Origin of the sequence: Brachybacterium avium, assembly GCF_002216795.1 — a bacterium.
In the GTDB taxonomy this organism is placed as follows: Bacteria; Actinomycetota; Actinomycetes; order Actinomycetales; family Dermabacteraceae; genus Brachybacterium; species Brachybacterium avium.
The window spans coordinates 3,134,576-3,151,997 of sequence record NZ_CP022316.1; the positions used below are offsets into that span (position 1 = coordinate 3,134,576).

The 17,422-nt window shown below is 70.1% G+C and carries 15 protein-coding genes and 1 pseudogene; 7 read left to right on the top strand and 9 right to left on the bottom strand.

Features of this window, described 5'->3' with window-relative positions; genetic code table 11:
* Positions 1–60: 60 nt before the first annotated feature.
* Positions 61–501 carry a heat shock protein transcriptional repressor HspR gene (locus tag CFK39_RS14040; RefSeq protein WP_089065981.1) on the top strand — a complete coding sequence of 147 codons (441 nt, stop codon included), beginning with the start codon at positions 61–63 and terminating at the stop codon, positions 499–501.
* Here CFK39_RS14040 and CFK39_RS14045 read toward each other — a convergent pair.
* The 4 genes from CFK39_RS14045 to CFK39_RS14060 all read right to left on the bottom strand — a co-directional run bounded on the left by CFK39_RS14045 (position 485) and on the right by CFK39_RS14060 (position 4,257).
* Positions 485–1,624: a glycosyltransferase family 4 protein gene (locus tag CFK39_RS14045; RefSeq protein WP_089065982.1), complete on the bottom strand. Its 1,140-nt coding sequence runs from the start codon at positions 1,622–1,624 to the stop codon at positions 485–487. The genes CFK39_RS14040 and CFK39_RS14045 overlap by 17 nt on opposite strands.
* Positions 1,625–1,637: 13 nt before the next feature.
* Positions 1,638–2,129 carry a TVP38/TMEM64 family protein gene (locus CFK39_RS17040; RefSeq protein WP_245822682.1) on the bottom strand — a complete coding sequence of 164 codons (492 nt, stop codon included), beginning with the start codon at positions 2,127–2,129 and terminating at the stop codon, positions 1,638–1,640.
* 187 nt (positions 2,130–2,316) lie between these two features.
* On the bottom strand, positions 2,317–3,561 hold the full coding sequence (locus CFK39_RS14055) for a glycosyltransferase family 4 protein (RefSeq protein ID WP_245822684.1): 1,245 nt from the start codon (positions 3,559–3,561) through the stop codon (positions 2,317–2,319).
* A 198-nt stretch (positions 3,562–3,759) separates the two neighbouring features.
* Positions 3,760–4,257 carry a YbhB/YbcL family Raf kinase inhibitor-like protein gene (locus tag CFK39_RS14060; RefSeq protein WP_089065984.1) on the bottom strand — a complete coding sequence of 166 codons (498 nt, stop codon included), beginning with the start codon at positions 4,255–4,257 and terminating at the stop codon, positions 3,760–3,762.
* A gap of 71 nt (positions 4,258–4,328) precedes the next feature.
* Between CFK39_RS14060 and CFK39_RS14065 the strand changes: the two genes are divergently transcribed.
* A complete protein-coding gene (locus tag CFK39_RS14065) occupies positions 4,329–5,672 on the top strand; it encodes a carboxylate--amine ligase (protein WP_089065985.1) in 1,344 nt (447 codons plus the stop codon).
* On the top strand, positions 5,669–6,451 hold the full coding sequence (locus tag CFK39_RS14070; protein WP_245822686.1) for an aspartate/glutamate racemase family protein: 783 nt from the start codon (positions 5,669–5,671) through the stop codon (positions 6,449–6,451). Before CFK39_RS14065 ends, CFK39_RS14070 begins: the two co-directional genes overlap by 4 nt.
* 35 nt (positions 6,452–6,486) lie before the next feature.
* Here CFK39_RS14070 and CFK39_RS14075 read toward each other — a convergent pair whose 3' ends face one another.
* From CFK39_RS14075 to CFK39_RS14095, 5 genes and pseudogenes are all read right to left on the bottom strand, one after another.
* Positions 6,487–7,782: a carboxylate--amine ligase gene (locus CFK39_RS14075; RefSeq protein ID WP_157697178.1), complete on the bottom strand. Its 1,296-nt coding sequence runs from the start codon at positions 7,780–7,782 to the stop codon at positions 6,487–6,489.
* Between the two features lie 69 nt (positions 7,783–7,851).
* A pseudogene (locus CFK39_RS14080) lies at positions 7,852–9,566 on the bottom strand (glycoside hydrolase family 13 protein).
* A gap of 38 nt (positions 9,567–9,604) precedes the next feature.
* Positions 9,605–10,504, bottom strand: a complete 900-nt coding sequence (locus CFK39_RS14085) for a sugar ABC transporter permease (RefSeq protein WP_089065986.1) — start codon at positions 10,502–10,504, stop codon at positions 9,605–9,607.
* Positions 10,505–10,524: 20 nt separating this feature from the next.
* On the bottom strand, positions 10,525–12,102 hold the full coding sequence (locus CFK39_RS14090) for an ABC transporter permease subunit (protein WP_089065987.1): 1,578 nt from the start codon (positions 12,100–12,102) through the stop codon (positions 10,525–10,527).
* Between the two features lie 142 nt (positions 12,103–12,244).
* The gene (locus CFK39_RS14095) at positions 12,245–13,510 is read right to left on the bottom strand and encodes a sugar ABC transporter substrate-binding protein (protein WP_089065988.1); all 1,266 of its coding nucleotides are present in this window, start codon (positions 13,508–13,510) and stop codon (positions 12,245–12,247) included.
* 157 nt (positions 13,511–13,667) lie between these two features.
* Here CFK39_RS14095 and CFK39_RS14100 point away from each other — a divergent pair, with 157 nt between their 5' ends.
* The 4 genes from CFK39_RS14100 (at position 13,668) to epsC (ending at position 17,399) form a co-directional block, all read left to right on the top strand.
* Positions 13,668–14,630, top strand: a complete 963-nt coding sequence (locus CFK39_RS14100; RefSeq protein WP_245822688.1) for a LacI family DNA-binding transcriptional regulator — start codon at positions 13,668–13,670, stop codon at positions 14,628–14,630.
* 52 nt (positions 14,631–14,682) lie between these two features.
* On the top strand, positions 14,683–15,759 hold the full coding sequence (gene trpS / locus CFK39_RS14105) for a tryptophan--tRNA ligase (protein ID WP_089065989.1): 1,077 nt from the start codon (positions 14,683–14,685) through the stop codon (positions 15,757–15,759).
* Between the two features lie 105 nt (positions 15,760–15,864).
* Entirely contained in the window at positions 15,865–16,794 is a 930-nt protein-coding gene (cysK, locus tag CFK39_RS14110) for a cysteine synthase A (protein WP_089065990.1), read from the top strand.
* Positions 16,795–16,811: 17 nt separating this feature from the next.
* Positions 16,812–17,399, top strand: coding sequence for a serine O-acetyltransferase EpsC (epsC, locus tag CFK39_RS14115; protein WP_089065991.1), 588 nt, complete (start codon positions 16,812–16,814; stop codon positions 17,397–17,399).
* The last annotated feature ends 23 nt before the right edge of the window (positions 17,400–17,422 follow it).

Here is a 17,422-nt window from a genome sequence, read left to right on the forward strand (position 1 = left end):
GACCCCTCCACTGAGCCTCCACCCGACCGCCGCCACCGGATCCCTGAGAGGAGCACCCCGATGCACAGCTCGCACCGCTTGGACGACCGGGCCCCCGTGTTCGTGATCTCGGTGGCGGCGGAGCTCTCCGGCATGCACCCCCAGACCCTGCGCCAGTACGACCGGCTGGGGCTGGTGATCCCGCAGCGCACCCGTGGCCGCGGCCGCCGGTACAGCACCCGCGACATCGCGCGCCTGCGGGAGATCCAGGGCCTCTCCCAGGAGGACGGCATCAACCTCGCCGGGATCAAGCGGATCCTCGAGCTGCAGGACGAGGTCTCCACGCTGCAGGACCAGCTCGGCCGGGTCCGCGACAGGCTGGAGACGATGACGCCGGCTCAGCGGCGCGTGTTCTCCGCCGATCGGGACGGGGAGATCAGCGCCCTGCGCCGCGGGGAGCGCCCCCGGCGCCGCGGCAGCAGCAATGCGTTGGTGGTATGGAGGCCTACGCGCCGTTCGTGACGGGGCGCGCCGGCGGGGCCGGACGCACCCCGGCGAGGCGGTAGATCTCCTGCAGCTGCAGGGCGACCTGGTCGAGGTCGACGCCCTCCGCAGCGTGGCGGCCCGCTGCGGTGAGGTCCGCGAGCTCACCGTCGAGCTGCGCCTGGAGCTTTCCGACGACCTGGCCCGCGAACTCGGGCCCGTCCCCGGTGACCTGGTGGGTGAGCACCCCGTCGGGCATCGCCTCGCGATACAGCGGGATCCCGCGCACCAGCGTGGGGACCTCGCAGGCGAGCGCCTCCCACAGCACGATCCCCTCGGTCTCCTCCTTGGTGAGGAAGCAGAAGGCATCTGCACCGCAGTAGGCGTCCCGCAGCTGCGCGGCCTGCATATACCCGGGGAACAGAGCGTTCGCGGGGGCGCCGGCCAGAGCGCGCTGAACCTCGGTCGTCAGCAGCCGCGGGTCGGTGCGGCCGTACCAGACGAAGGTGACATGCGGCATCCGGCGGGCCACTTCCACCCAGTCCAGGATCCCCTTGCGCCGCAGCTGCATCCCGACGCTGATCACCACCGGAGCATCCGGTGCCAGGCCGAGGGAGGACCGCAGTCGCCCGCGGGCCGTCGCGTCCGCGCGGAAGAAGCCGGTGTCGACCCCGTTGGAGAGCACCCGGATCGATGCCCGCAGCCCGTACTTCGGGGCGGAGATCAGCTGCTTGGAGTATTCGCTCGGCGTGACCACGGTGTCCCCGCACCGGTACAGGAGTGCGATCCAGCGCCGGAACAGCGGGGCCAGCCGATTGGATCCGGGGAAGGAGTCGCGGAAGTCGTCCTCGGTGGAATGCGCCCACACCAGCACCGGTCGTCGACGCAGCCGCGCCCACCCGGCCAGCAGCAGCGTGTCCGGGAAGGGGGTGTTCAGGTGGACCACGTCGAAGGGCCGCAGCGGAGAGGTGACCACCTCGTGGCCCAGCGACCGCACCGCCGATTCCTGGTGACGGATCGCCGCGCCGATCCCCGATTCGCGGGCGAGGGAGGCGAGGCCTCCCGGCAGCAGCACGCGCAGTGGCCCGTCGTCGGATCCCTTGCGGTGGGCGAGCTGGCGAGAGGAGGCGATGCGCCGGCGTGAGCGGGACTTCAGGAGCATGACAGGGATCCGTTCACCAGGGCAGGAAGCGCAGCACGAGGGCACTGATGCCGAGCCCGTAGGCGATCAGGGCCCACGGCTTGCACAGCAGGATGATCAGGACATAGGTGCGCCACCGCATCCGGGTGGTGCCGGCGATATAGCAGAGCAGGTCGTCCGGGGCGATCGGCAGGGCGATCGCGAGCGCGAACGCCCGCGTGAAATGGTCGCTGCGGGTCCAGCCCAGGAACTTCTCGACCGTGCGGGGACGGAAGATCCGCTCGATGAGCGTCAGCCCCACATGCCGGGCGATGGCGAAGTTCAGCAGGGAGCCGGCGCTGACCGCGACATAGTTGTACAAAGTCCCCTCGATCGGGCCGAACAGCACCGGACCGGCGAGCACCAGCAGGCCGGCGGGCACGATCGGGAAGACCACGGAGGCGGCGGAGGCGATCAGGAACGCGACCGGGCCCCAGGCACCGAGGGAGTCGATGAACGCCTGCAGGTTCTCGAGCGACTGCAGCACCCCGGTCTCCAGCCCCCACCACACCAGGGCGATGCTGAGACCGAGCCCGAGCAGCGGCGACAGCCGCGCGGCCAGGCGCAGCGGATCGCGGCGGGCCGGTGCCGATGCCCCGCCCTGGGCCGGGCGCTGCGTCGTCGTGCCGGTCGGGGCAGGGAGTCCAGGCGCGGGATCGACCCCGTGGAGGTGCTCATGCCGGCACCGCCTCGCGCCGGGCCAGCAGCGGCGCACGGCGCTGCCGGGCCTGCTGGTAGACGTCCAGCACGCTGCGACCGAACTCCTGCGCATCGCAGGTGGTCCGGGCGCGTTCGAGGGCCGCCCGGGCCATCTGCTCGCGACGGCGCGGGTCATCCAGCAGCGAGTGCAGGCGTGAGGTGAACTGGCCGGGGCCCTCGAACTGCCAGCCGGTGACGTCCTCGACCACGACACTCGCCAGCGAGGGGTCGCGACGGCACAGCAGCGGCAGGCCGCTGGCCATCGCCTCGATGAAGGTCAGCCCCTGGGTCTCGCTGAGGGAGGCGCCGACGAACACGTCGCCCATGCGGTACCAGCGCGGGATGTCGGCCGGATCGACCACGCCCGTGAACCGGACCCGCTCGGCGATGCCGAGAGCCCTGGCGCGGGCCTCGAGCTCGGCCCGGTACGGTCCCTCACCGACCAGGACCAGCACGGCGTCGGCGCGGTCCGCGACGGCCACCATCTCGAGCACCTCGTCGAGGTTCTTCTCCTTGGCCAGCCGCGAGACGGACAGCAGCACCCGCTGCTGCGGCCCGATGTCGAGCGCGGCCCGCAGCGCGAGGGCGTCGGCATGCTCCTGCTCGTTGCGGGCGGGACGGAACCGGTCCAGATCCAGCCCGGTGGGGATCACATGCAGCGGACGGTGCACCCCGTAACCGGCGAGGAGGCGGGCGACCTTGGTCGTCGGCGCGATCACGGCATCGGTCCTCGAGAGCACGCGGCGGGAGAAGGTCTCCACGACCTTGCGACCCATGGTGCGGCTGGGCGAGTAGTAGTGCGTGTAGTCCTCGTAGATGGTGTGGTACGTGTGCACCAGCGGCACCGAGAGGGTGCGGGCGATGCGGCGGGCCCACATGAAGGTGGAGAACTCGGCCTGGGAGTGGACGACATCGGGCCGCCACTGCAGGATGTCGCGCAGCACGCGGCGACCGGAGGGCATGCCGATGCGGGCACGGTCGTACACCATCGACGCGGAGACCGAGCCGATGCGGTAGACCCCGTCCTCGTTGCGGGCGCGGATCCCCTGCGAGAGGGTCAGCACGCGGACATCGCAGCCCAGCGCGAGGAGCTCTCGCCGCAGGGTCTGGACGGAGGCGACCACGCCGTTGACGACGGGCTCCCACCAGTCGGTGGTCAGCAGCACCCGCAGCGGATGCTCGGAGGCGGTCGCCGGCGGGCCGGGGGGCGTCCTGTTCACGTTCACCCCTCGAGGCTCGCACCTGGTGCGAGCGTTCGCGTCCCCCGAGCGCATGAGAGACCTCAGACCATGGTCTGATCTCTGCTCTCGCCGCGTGCTGCGGGTAGTCCTGGCGTCCATGAGTCGAGCCTACGATCGGTGACGAGGACGGGACACGTGGCACGCCCGCCCGGTCGCGGAGAGTTTCCCCCTAGTATTTCACTCCATCACCTGGTAGCGCGCGGTGAACGAGGCCGAGGCCAGCTGCTGGGAGAAGATCGCGAAGCGGGCCGCGATATGCGGTGAGTCCGCACTGACCCCGAGCGTCGGGACCGGCAGGGCATGCACCGAGAACTGGTAGCGGTGCGGGGGGCCGGCCGGCGGCTCGGGCCCGTCGTAGCCGGGGTTGCCGAAGTCGTTCCGCGCCTGGAGGAGGGACGCATCGTCCCGAGCCACCCCGAGCGGCAGCGACGTGGTCGCAGCGGGGATGTCCCAGGCCACCCAGTGCCAGAACCCGGATCCCGTAGGGGCGTCGGGGTCATAGCAGGTCACAGCGAAGGAGCGGGTGCCCTCCGGGGCTCCCGACCAGCGGAGATCGGGGGAGAGGTTCTCCCCGCCGAGCGCCTCCACCAGCTGCTGGGGAGCCACCTCCTCGCCTGGGGGCGTGGCGCTCGAGATGAGGACGAACGATGAGGTCTCAGGGGACGTGTGATCCATCCCTCCAGCGTAGGCACCCCTTCGGAGTGTGTCGAGGAGGCGCGAGCAGGGTCGTCGTTAGACTGGCCGACATGCCAGAGAACGCCTCCGACGCGTCCGCCGTCGAATTCACGCCCGTCGTCGTCGGCGGAGACATCGGTGCCTACTCCCTCGCACGGGCCTTCCACGAGGCGTACGGGATCCGCACCGTGGTCATCTCCCGTCTGGCGGGCTGGGTGGTGGGGACCTCCTCCCTCATCGACAACGTGCGCTGCCAGGACCCGTTCGATCCCGAGTCGCTGGCTCCGGTGCTGCAGGAGGTCGCCGATGCGCATCCGGGCCGCCCCCTGCTGCTGCTCGGCTCGGCCGATGCGACGGTGAAGCCCATCATCCGGATCCGCGACGAGATCGGCCTGGATCCCCGCTACATCACGCCGTACGTCGACCTGGCCACCTTCGCGGCGGCCACCGAGAAGCAGAACTTCACCCGGCTCTGCCAGGACCTCGGTGTGGATCATCCGGGCACACTGGTGGTCGATCTCGCCGAGGAGATCCCGGCCGATCTCGAGGTGCCCTTCGAGTTCCCGGTGATCGCCAAGCCGGCCGAGGTCTCCGAGTGGAAGCGCATCGAGTTCCCGGGCAAGAACAAGGTCCACACCGTCGAGTCGCCCGAGGAGCTGCATGCTCTGCTGAGCACCATCCGCCGCGCCGGATACCGCGAGTCGATCATCGTCCAGGACCGCATCCCGGGTGATGACCAGTACATGCGGATCCTCACCGTCTACTGCGATGCGGATTCGCGGGTCCGCTTCGCCTCCTACGGCCACACGCTGCTCGAAGAGCATGCGCCGGGCGCGATCGGGAATCCCGCGGCGATCATCACCGGGGTGGATCGGGAGATGGTCGCCCAGGCGCAGCGCCTGTGCGAGCGGCTCGGCTGGACCGGCTACGCGAACTTCGACCTCAAGCACGACCGCCGCGACGGCCGCACCAAGTTCTTCGAGCTCAATCCCCGCCTGGGACGCTCCAACTACTACGTCACCGCCGGCGGGCACAATCCCGTCATCTGGTATGTCGACGAGCACCTGCGCGGCGCGCTGCCCGAGCAGGGGCCGGGCTCCGGGATCGGAGAGGACGGCATCGTCCAGGACCAGCCCGAGGTGCTCTACACCGTCGTCCCGCTCTCCCTGGTCAAGCGGTACACCACCCTGCCCGAGGCCAGGGATCGGCTGCGCCGGGCGCTGCGGGGCGGCCGGGTGGGCAATCCCCTGCACTACCCCGGTGTGGATGCCTCCCTCTCCCGGCGGCGATACGTCCTGGCCGCGGGGCTGAACTCGGTGCTGAAGTTCCAGCGCTACTACCGGCCCGAGGGCGGTGACCGGCTCAGCCGTCTGCTCCGCCGCCGCTCCGGGGCGGCAGCGGAGGAACAGGCGTGATCGAGACGGCGCCGGGAGCGGCAGGGAAGGACTCCGGCGGCCGGCTCGACCCCGCGGACTGGTCCCGCCCGGTGGTCGGCGTCCTCGGCGGGCTCGGACCGGCGGCGACCTCCGTGTTCCTGGACATGCTGATCCGCGCCACGGTGGCCGGCAGCGACCAGGAGCATCTGGACCTGCTGGTCTCCCAGCACTCCACCACCCCGGACCGGACAGCAGGGATACTCGAGCCCGGCGCCCCCGATCCCGGCCCGGTGATCGTCCGTGACGCGGTGATGCTCCAGCGCGCCGGCGTGGACCTGCTCGTCCTGCCCTGCAACACCGCTCACCACTACGCGCGCCAGGTCGAGGCGGCCACCGACATCCCGCTGCTGAGCATCGTCGAGACCACCTCGCGCGCCGCTGTCGAGGTCGCGGACGGGGCCCCCATCGCCGTCTTCGCGACCGAGGGCAACATCCACGCCGGGGTGTACCAGGATCAGATCCTCGCCCGGGGTGGCACGCCGCTGGTGCCCGACCGTGCTGTGCAGGAGGACATCAATCACCTCATCTACGCCCAGGTCAAGGCCGGGGTGCCGGTGGACCTGGACCTCTTCGAGTCCTGCATCGAACGAGTGCTGGCCTGCGGTGCGGGTGTCGCCGTGCTCGGCTGCACCGAGCTCTCGGTGGTGTACGACCAGCACGGGTACCGCGGCGACCGGCGGCTGGTCGACTCGCTCACCGAGCTCGCCCGCATCACCGTGGGCCGGGCCGGCAAGGAGCTGACCGAGCTCTTCCGCTGAACCGGCTCAGCGCAGCGGGGCGCGGGTCGGGGGGCTCAGAACCCCGAGTCGGTCGGCCGTGGATAGTGGCGCAGGAACTTGCGCACATGGTTCAGCCCGACGATCCGCGCGTAGCGGCGCGCCCAGCCGCCGTCCGCCGGGTAGGTCCACGGGTTGCGGACCCCGCGCCGCGCCACGGTGGCCACCCAGCGCTTCAGCGGGGGGTCGCGCAGGTAGCGCCTCAGCAGCGGCATCGGGACCAGCGAGTAGAGGATCTCGTCGAACTGCGTGACCGGCTCGATCCGGCGGTGCTCGATGGCATCGGCCACCACGAAGCGGGAGACGTTCGCCCCAGCGCTGGAGACATAGAAGTTGTTGCGACCGATACGGGGATTGACCTCGAAGAACTTCCAGGTCCCGTCGCGAGGGTCGCGCTTGACGTCGAAGTTCGCGTAGCCCCGGTAGCCGGTCGCCTCGAGCAGGGCCCGCGCCTGCTCCAGCGCGTCGTCGAAGGGGGTGGTGATCATCGCGGCCGGTCGGCCCAGCGCATCGGGCGTGTGCTCGCCCAGCAGCACCCGGGCCGAGCACAGCAGCGTCACCCGACCCGCGGCGTCGGTGTAGGCGGTGATCGAGCCCTCGGCGGTGTCGTCACCGGGGATCAGCTCCTGGACGATCAGACGTCCGGTGTAGCCGGCCGCGGCGATCGAGCGGAGCAGCGCGGCGAGCTCCTCGGGGTCCTCGAGGAACCACACCTTCTTCTTGCCCGCGAAGCGCACCCCGGCCATGTCCGCGGTGCGGGCCGCTTTCATGACCACCGGGAAGGGCAGATCGGTGCGGGGAGGCTCCCAGCCCGCCTTCCGCGGAATGCTCAGGTCGATGACCTCCGTGCGCGGGGTCGCCACCCCGTGCTCGGTGCACAACCGGGCGAATTCCGCCTTGTCCGAGAGACGCTCGAGGACATCGGCCTCGAGGATCGGCATGACGTAGTGCGGCTCCAGCTGATCGCGATGATCGCTCATCAGCTGCACGAGCGAATCCGCATTGGCCAGCAGCAGCTGCGGGCGCACTCCGCCGCGCTCGATCGCCAGGTCCACGGCGGCGGTGACCAGGTCCTCATCGCTCGCGGAGCTGCCGAGCTCGTCGACGACGCAGGTGACCGAGCGACGCATCGGCTCGATCCCGACCTTCGTGATCACCGTCGCCACCACGCCGTACTCCTCATGGAAGGCACGCGCGAGCGTGTAAACCCCGAGCCCGGAGCCGAGCAGCACCAGGTCGAAACCCGCCTGCGCCGAGGACGGACCGGGATCGGGTGCGGCGGGACGGGACGTGGGCGTCTCAGGGTGTGGCATATCGATGATCCTAACGGCGGAGCCGGGCACCGGGCGCCGACGCCCCGCGCACCGGTGCCCGAGGGGTGATCAGCGCCTCCGGCGCAGCCAGAGGGCGCTGTCGCCGGCGACGGCCAGGTCCTCGCCGTCCGTTCCGACGGGTACCGAGCGCAGCAGGACCTCGTGCTCCACCCCGCCGACGACCTCGCTCAGGGAGACCGGCTCCGAGGTGGTGTTGACGATGATCCGGACGTCACCGCGGTCGATGGCCAGCACGCCCGCGGGAGCTGCGTCATCGAAGACCACGCCATGGCTCTCGCCCTGCTCGCCCAGACGCAGCCTCCGGCGCAGTCTCAGCGCCTCCCGGTACAGCTCCAGGACGGAGCCGTCCACGCCGAGCTGCTGGTCGACCGCGAGCGGCCCGAACTCTGCCGGCTGCGGCAGCCAGCTCTGACCGGAGGGGGAGAAGCCGAAGGCCGGGGCATCCTGGACCCAGGGCAGCGGCACGCGGCAGCCGTCACGCCCGGGAACTCCGGCACGCCGGTGGGCGGGGTCCTCCCGCAGCTCGTCGGGGATGTCACTGACCTCCGGCAGGCCGAGCTCCTCGCCCTGGTACAGATAGGCCGCCCCGGGCAGGGAGAGCATGAGCAGCGTGGCGGCACGGGCCCGGCGCAGGCCCAGCTCCGCATCCGGCACCTCGTCGCGGCGCAGCCCCTCGCCGAAGCGGTGGTCCGGGGCGAAGCCGTAGCGGGAGGCGTGACGGATCACGTCGTGGTTCGAGAGCACCCAGGTGGTGGGGGAGCCGACGGCGTCGGCCAGTGCGAGGGGCTTCTCGATCGCGGCGCGCATCGTGTCCACGCCCCAGCGGGCCTGCAGGAAGCCGAAGTTGAAGGACTGGTGGGCCTTCTCGTCCCCGATGTACAGCGGCAGCCGCTGCTCGGGGATCCAGGCCTCGAGCACCATCATGCGGTCGCCCTCGTAGGAGTCCAGGATCGGCCGCCACTCGCGGTAGATGTCCAGCACGCCGTCGTTGTCGAAGTAGACCGGGACCTCGCCCGCGGGGATGTCGATCAGCCCCTCGGCGTTGACCGTGGCATCGGGGAGCCCCTCGGGCTTGACCATGCCGTGGGCGACGTCCACCCGGAAGCCGTCGGCGCCGCGATCCAGCCAGAACCGCAGCACCTCCCGGAACAGGGCGTGCACGCGGGGGTTCTCCCAGTTCCAGTCCGGCTGGCTGGTGTCGAAGATGTGCAGGTACCACTGGCCGGGGGTGCCGTCCGCCTCGGTGACGCGGGTCCAGGCGGGGCCGTGGAAGATCGAGGTCCAGTTGTTCGGCGGCAGCTCACCGTGCTCGCCCCTGCCCTCGGCGAACATGTACAGCTCGCGCTCGGGGAGCCGGGGCCCGCCGCCAGCGCCTGCTGGAACAGCTCGTGCTGCTCGGAGGAGTGGTTGGGGACGATGTCGACGATGACCTTCAGACCCAGCTCGTGGGCCCGGCCGATCATCTCGTCGGCATCGGCCAGGGAGCCGAAACGGGGATCGACGTCCGTGTAGTCGGCCACGTCGTAGCCGCCGTCGCGCTGCGGCGACGTATAGAACGGGGAGAGCCAGATCGCGTCGATGCCGAGATCGCGCAGGTAGGGCAGGTGCGCGGTCACGCCGGGCAGGTCACCCATGCCGTCGCCGTCGGAGTCGGCGAAGGAGCGGGGGTAGACCTGGTAGACGACGGCATCGCGCCACCACTGCCGGTCCGGGGTGCTCTCCTGCCCGTCCGTCCGGGGGGCGGTGGAGGTCGTGCTGGTCATGAGGGGTCCTTCCGGGGGAAACAGGGGAGGGGAGGGGGTCAGCCCTTCACGGCCCCGGCGGTCGAGCCGCCGACGATGTACCGCTGCAGGAACTGGTAGAGGATGATCACCGGGATCATCACCATCACCGAGCCCGCGGCGAAGACCCCCAGGTTGTTGGAGCGGTCCGAGGAGAACATCCCGTACATGCCCACCGCGAGGGTCTTCTTCGAATCGTCGGTGAGGAAGATCGAGCCGATCAGGAACTCACTCATCGAGCCGACCAGCGCCAACAGCAGCGTGGTGGCCAGGATCGGGGTCATGGAGGGCACCAGGATCTTGCGGAACGCCTGCCAGTGGGACGCCCCGTCGATGATCGCGGCCTCGTCCAGCGACTTCGGGATCGTGTCGAAGAAGCCCTTGAGCAGCCACACCTGGCCGAAGGCGCCGCCCATCAGCACCGCGATGTAGCCGGCCAGGGTGTTCAGGCCGAGCATCGGCACGGCCTCGCCCAGGCCCGCGATCATCGTGTACACCGCGATCATCGACAGGATCGCGGGGAACATCATGATCAGCAGCACTGCGAGCATGCCGCCGCGCCGGCCGCGGAAGCGCAGGCGGCTGAACGCATAGGCGGCCAGCAGCGAGAGGAAGACCTGTCCGGTGGCGACGACGCCGCACACGATGATCGTGTTCAGGTACCAGCGCAGGAAGTTCGCGCGCTCGCCGCTGAGCATCGCGGCATAGTGCTCGAGGGTGACCCCCTCCGTGGGGAGGAGGCCTGCGGCGGCGATCGAACCGCTCTGGTTCAGCGACGCCGAGATCACGAACATGATCGGGAAGATGGCGAAGGCGATGGCCAGCACTCCCACGACGTGCCGCCAGCCGAGCTCGACGAACCAGCGGTTGAAGGGCATGCGGCGCTTCGTGCCGTGCTGCGGAGCTGTGGTGGAGCTCATGGTGGACCCCTTCCGCGGGCTCAGTTGACGTCTTCGAGGACGTTGGTGAATCGGAACTGGATGGCGGCCAGGACACCGGTGAGGATGAACAGGCACACCGAGACCGCCGAGGCGAATCCGAAGTCGGCCCCGGAGCCGCCGAACGCGATGCGGTAGACCATCGAGATCAGGATGTCCGTGGCACCGCGGCCGGAGCCGTCGGGGAACGGACCGCCCTCGGTGAGCAGCTCGATCGCGTTGAAGTTGTTGAAGTTGAAGGCGAAGGATGAGACCAGCAGCGGGGCCACGGCCACCAGCAGCAGCGGCAGCACGATCTTCCTGGTGGCCTGCAGGGGCGAGGCGCCGTCCATCCGGGCGGCCTCGGTCAGCTCATCCGGGATCGCCTGGAGGGCACCGGTGGAGACGATGAACATGTAGGGGAAGCCCATCCACAGGTTCGTCAGCAGCACCGCGACCTTGGCGAGGGACGGATCGCCGAACCAGTCCAGGTGCAGGCCGAGCGTCTCGTTGATCAGCCCGAAATCGCGGTTGTAGAAGTTCGACCACACCAGCAGCGAGATGAAGCCGGGGATCGCGTACGGCATGATCAGCACCGAGCGGTAGAACCGGCGTCCTCGCAGGCGCTGGTCGTTGAGGATCACGGCCAGGGCGAAGCCCAGCGCGAAGGTGAGCAGCACGGAGCCGGCCGCGAAGACCAGGGTCCACACGAAGGCCGAGAAGAACTGCCCGGCGACGGTGGAGTTGGTGAACAGGCGCTCATAGTTGGACAGGCCCACGCTCTGCAGCCAGCCCTGGGAGAACGCCCGCTCGCCCGAGGAGTCCACGAAGAACTGGGAGTCGCCGATCTTCCCGACGGTGTACTCCTCACCCGTCGAGGTGTCGGTGATGGTGTCGCTCGCCGCGTCGTACTGCAGGACGGTGGTGCCCACGAAGGCCTGGTTCACACCGAGGGGGCGGACGGCCGAGGAGTCGTCGACCGGGACCGCGAGCTCCATCAGCTCGTTGTAGATCGTGTTCACCTGACCGGCGTCGAGGACGGTGAGGCCCTGGACCTCGGTGACCCGGCCATCGGCCACGGTGACGGCTCCCGGGTCGACCTCCTCGAGGGGAGTCTCGGCGTCACCGCGGTAGATCGTGCCGTCGGCGGGGTCGACCAGGTAGAGCTCGAACGGCCCTTCGACAGGGGAGCCGGAGGTCGCCACGGTCATCGTGTACCGCGGCGAGTCGGCCGACTGCTGGACGGAGCTGGCGACGATCGAGCCGACCGCCTGCTCCTTGGTCCCGCGGGTGCCGTCGCCGTAGTTGGTGAACGAGTACCCGATCGTCAGCACGATCGGGAGGATCAGGAACACGGAGAGGAAGAAGGTGCCCGGGAAGAGGTATTTCCCCGGCACGAAGCGCTTCGTGGAGTACAGGACGAAGATGCCGACCGCGGAGAGGAGCAGCACCGCGAGCCACATCCAGGACTGCTGGGAGATCAGCACCGGTGCGATGAAGACCGTCACCGCGAGGGTGATGCCGAGCACTGCGATGCGGGTGACCACGGCTGGGACCGAGACGGACCGGGTCCGGTGCGCGGGGGCATGCGTCGAGGTCATGAGGCGACTCTGCCTTTCGAAGGAACCTGGGCGAGGAGGAGGGGTGGGGTGGGGGCGTCAGGAGCGCCGGGCGATCGGGGCGGACAGCGGGGCGATCCGCCTTGCCGGCCGCAGGGGCGGCGCGGCGGATCGCCCGGTCGCCTCAGCCGATCGCGCCGGCGATCTCCTCGCCGGCGGCCTCCATCGTCGGGTGCGGGTCCTTGCCGCCGACGATGTTGGCCTCCGCGATGCCCAGCGGACCCCAGATCGCGGCCATCGCCGGGATGGCGGGCATCGGATCGGCGGCCTCGGCGGCCTCGGCGAAGATCATCACGTGCTCGTCCGAGCTCGCGATCTCCTCACGCAGCTGGAGGTTCACCGGGGGCAGGGGGTTGGCCTCGTACATGGCCTTGGCGACGTCGGGGGAGCTCGCGACATCGGTCATGAACTGCTGGGCGAACCCGGCATTGGCCGCGTTCGAGGCGACGTAGAACGAGTTCACGCCCGCGAACGGCGCCGCCGGCTCCATCCCCTCGAAGCCCGGGATCGGGGAGACGGTGAAGTCGATGCCCGAATCGCGCATATCCGCCAGGGCCCACGGACCGGAGATCAGGTACGCGGCCTTGCCCTCCGCGAACAGGGAGATCGAGTTGTCGCCCGTGATGGAGTTCTTCAGCACGCCCTGCTCGCCGAGCTCGGAGATCTTGTCCGCTGCGGTGAGGGAGCCTTCCTTGCCCACGCCCAGGTCGGAGGGGTCGAGATTGCCCTCGGCGTCCTTCCCGAACAGGTAGCCGCCGGCCGAGGTGTAGATCGGCTGCATGTGGTACGGATCCCCGGACTCGCCGATCGGGAGCGAGAGGATGTTCTCGGCGCCACCGGCCTCGGCAGCGGAGATGAGCTCCTCGATCGAGCCGGGCTCTGCGGCATCGGTCAGCTCGTTGTTGGCGAACAGCGCCAGGGTCTCCACCGCGTAGGGCACGCCGTAGGTCTGGCCGTCATAGGTGACGGCGTCCACGCCGACCGGGGCGATGGTGTCCGCCACGTCGGCGGGCAGCTGCACCGGGGAGATCGCTCCGTTCTGGACGAGGTTGCCGATCCAGTCGTGAGCGCCCATGGTGACGTCGGGGCCGTTGCCGGCCTGGTTGGCGGTGATGAAGTTCGCCTGCAGCTCGTCCCCGGGGACGACCTCGACGACGACCTCGACGCCGTTCTCCTCGCCCCAGGCCTCCGCGGAGGGCTTCAGTGCGGGAGCCTTCTCCTCGTCGGCCCAGATCACCAGCTTCCCGGCCGAGGCGCCACCGCCGCCGCCGTCGCTGGCACCGCCGCCGGTTCCCGAATCGGACCCTGAGTCGCCGCCGCAGGCGGCGAGCAGGGTGGTGCCGGCGGCGAGGCCGCCGAGGGCGAGGAAGCTCTTTCGACGAATCTGCACGTCTTCTCCTTTGAATCGTGGAGCGGCCGCCTCCCGTGGCGGCGCTCGATGCGCCCACACTAGGACGCGGAGCCGGCTTTGTGCAAGAATGCGCAAGAACTTGCAGGTATCGATTCGGCCACGGGCGACGGCGCGCGCGGTCTGGGAGGGGGAGGTAATGGCGCGACTCATCGACATCGCCCACGCCGCCGGAGTCAGCGAGGCGACGGTCTCGCGTGTGCTCAACGGGAAGGCCGGGGTCAACGAGGCGACCCGCCAGACCGTGCTGGATGCCGCGCGCCGGCTCGGCCGGGATCTGGGGCCGGAGGCCCTCGGCTCCGGACCGCTGGTCGGCGTGCTCGTGCCGGATCTGGACAATCAGGTCTTCGCCGCCTGGGCCGAGCGCATCGAGGCCGAGCTCTTCGAGCGCGGTGCCTCCGCTCTGGTGGCGATGCGGGCCCGCACCGTGGAGCGCGAGCGGGAGTTCTTGCAGAGGTTCTTGCATTGCGGCGCTGAGGCGATCATCGTCGTCTCCGGGCATCATGCCCAGCACCGTGGGCCGGTCGACCACTATCGCGAGATCATCGCCGGTGGGATGCCGCTGGTGCTCATCAACGGGGTGCGGGAGGAGCTCGACGCCGCCTTCCTCTCCAGCGATGAGGAGCACGCGGTGCGCGCTGTGCTCACCCATCTGCAGGAGCTCGGGCATCAGCGCGTGGGCCTGGCCGTCGGCGACGAGCACACCTGGCCGGTGCGCGAGAAGCTGCGGGTCTTCGAGGCCGTCACGTCCACCTGGGGCGAGCGGCCTCAGCCGGTCTCCTTCACCGACTTCTCGTACGCCGGGGGGTATGAGGCCGCGAGGGATCTCGTGGACCGCGGTGCGACCGCGATCCTCTGCGGGTCCGACGTGATGGCCGCCGGTGCCCTGGAGGGGGTGCGCTCCCAAGGCCTCAGCGTCCCGCGTGACGTCTCCGTGGCCGGGTACGACGACGTCTTCTGGGCGTCGTTGACGAACCCGCCGCTGACCACCGTGCGCCAGGCCGTCGGCTCCATCGCCCGCGCCGCCGTGCGCACCGCGCTCGGGGCGGGGAGGACTCGCGCCGGCCCGCGCGGACCGAGGTCGTGGTGCGGCCCCAGCTGATCGTGCGCGGCTCGACCGCGGCGGCGCCCGACGGGGCCGCTAGCATGGTGTGGTGACCGCACCGAACGACACTCGCACCAGCTACGACACCGCCCAGCAGCGCAGCGACAAGATCTGGTCCCAGATCAGCTCCGACCCCTCGGGGCTGCGCATGCTCACCGGTGACCGCCCCACCGGCGCCCTGCATATCGGCCATTACTTCGGCTCGCTGCGCAACCGCGTCCGTCTCCAGGACGCCGGGGTGGAGACATGGCTGATCGTCGCCGATTACCAGGTGATCACCGACCGTGAGGTCATCGGGGACATCAAGGGGTCGGTGCGGGAGCTGCTGACCGACTACCTGGCGGTCGGCATCGATCCGGAGCGCTCGACGATCTTCACCCACTCCGCGGTGCCGGCGCTGAACCAGCTGATGCTGCCCTTCCTCTCGCTGGTGACCCAGCCCGAGCTCGAGCGCAACCCCACGGTGAAGACCGAGCTCGCCGCCGCCGGGAAGTCCGCGATGGGCGGGCTGCTGCTGACCTACCCCGTCCATCAGGCCGCAGACATCCTGTTCTGCCACGGCAACCTGGTCCCGGTGGGTCGGGACCAGTTGCCGCACATCGAGCAGACCCGGGTCATCGCCCGGCGCTTCAACGAGCGCTACGCCGGGGGAGAGGCATACTTCCCCGAGCCCGCTGCGCTGCTCTCGGAGGCCCCGACCATCCTGGGCCTGGACGGTGAGCACAAGATGAGCAAGTCCCGCGGCAACACCGTCATGCTGCGGATGGACGCCGACGAGACGCTGAAGAAGATCAAGAAGGCCAAGACCGACGCGGACCGACGGATCACCTTCGACCCGGAGGGCCGGCCCGAGGTCGCCAACCTGCTGACCATCGCCTCGGAAGCCAGCGGTCGAGCCCCCGAGGAGATCGCCGAGGAGATCGGCGATCGCGGTGCCGGCACCCTGAAGCTCCACACCGCCGAGGTGCTCAACGAGCATCTCGCGCCGGTGCGCGCCCGTCGTGCCGAGCTGGAGCGGGACCCCGGATACCTCTTCGAGGTGCTCCGCGCGGGCAACGAGCGGGCGAACGCCGAGGCCGAGGCGACGCTGGCGAAGGTCCGCGAGTTCATGGGGATGGTCTACTGAGCCGCTGAGCGCGGACGGGCGGGCGACCACCGGGGCGAGCAGTTATGATCGACTAAAGGATGCCTTTGGGTCTGCCTGTGCGGGCCCGCAACGTCGAGGAGAAGCATGCCCATCTACGAGAACGTCTCCGAACTGGTCGGCCGTACCCCGCTGGTCAAGCTGAACCACCTCGGGGACGAGGTCAAGGCCACCATTGTCGCCAAGCTCGAGTTCTATAACCCCGCCAGCTCCGTCAAGGACCGCATCGGCGTGGCCATGATCGATGCCGCCGAGGCGTCCGGACAGCTGCAGAGCGGCGGCACCATCGTGGAGGCCACGAGCGGCAACACCGGTATCGCGCTGGCGATGATCGGCGGCTCCCGTGGCTACAAGGTCATCCTGACCATGCCGGAGTCGATGTCGAAGGAGCGACGGATGCTGCTGCGCGCCTACGGCGCGGAGCTGATCCTCACCGAGGCGTCCAAGGGCATGAAGGGCGCGGTCGAGAAGGCGGAGGAGATCGCCGTCGAGACCGGCGCGGTCCAGGTCCGCCAGTTCGACAACCCCGCCAACGTCGACGTCCACCGCCGCACCACCGCCGAGGAGATCTGGAACGACACCGACGGCACTGTGGACGCGGTGGTCGCCGGCATCGGCACCGGCGGCACCATCAGCGGCGTCGGCCAGGTGCTCAAGGAGCGCAAGCCGGAGGTGAAGATCATCGCCGTCGAGCCCGAGGAGTCCGCGATCCTCACTGGTGGCCAGCCCGGCCCCCACAAGATCCAGGGCCTCGGCGCGAACTTCGTGCCCAGCATCCTGGACCGGGAGATCTACGACGAGGTCATCGACATCGACGGGGAGACCTCCATGGACCGGGCCCGCTCCGTGGCCCGCACCGAGGGACTGCTGGTGGGCATCTCCTCCGGTGCCGCCATCGAGGCCGCAGTCCGCGTCGGCTCCCGCGAGGAGTACGCCGGCAGGACCATCGTGGTGGTGGTGCCGTCCTTCGGCGAGCGCTACCTCTCCACCCCGCTGTACGCCGGGTACGCGGACTGACGAGACGGTCGGCACCCATGGCGATGAACCCGCTGGATCGGGTGATGGACGCCGTCGCGACGGTCCGGGAGGACCTCGCGGCGGCGCACCGTCGCGACCCCGCCGCCACCGATGACCTCGCGATCCTGCTGACCTCTCCCGGTCTGCACGCGATCTGGACCCACCGCCTCGCCCATCGGCTGTGGGCGCGCGGGGCGCGGTTGCCGGCGCTGGCCCTGGCACAGGGCGCCCGTTCGCTCACCGGAGTGGAGATCCACCCGGGGGCCAGGATCGGTCGCCGCTTCTTCATCGACCACGGTATGGGCGTGGTGGTGGGGGAGACGTCCGAGGTCGGCGACGATGTCATGCTCTACCACGGGGTCACGCTCGGCGGCCGCTCGATGGATCGGGTCAAGCGTCACCCCACGGTCGAGAGCGGGGTGGTGATCGGGGCGGGTGCCCGGGTGCTCGGACCAGTGGTCCTCGGCGAGGGCGCGCAGGTCGGTGCCAACGCCGTGGTGGTCAAGGATGTGCCGGCCGGGGCCACCGCCGTCGGGATCCCGGCCACGGTGCGTGCCGGCGGCGCCCATCCCCAGGAGCAGATGGACCCGGCGATCTGGATCTGAGCGGTCCGGCGCGGCCCCGGCGC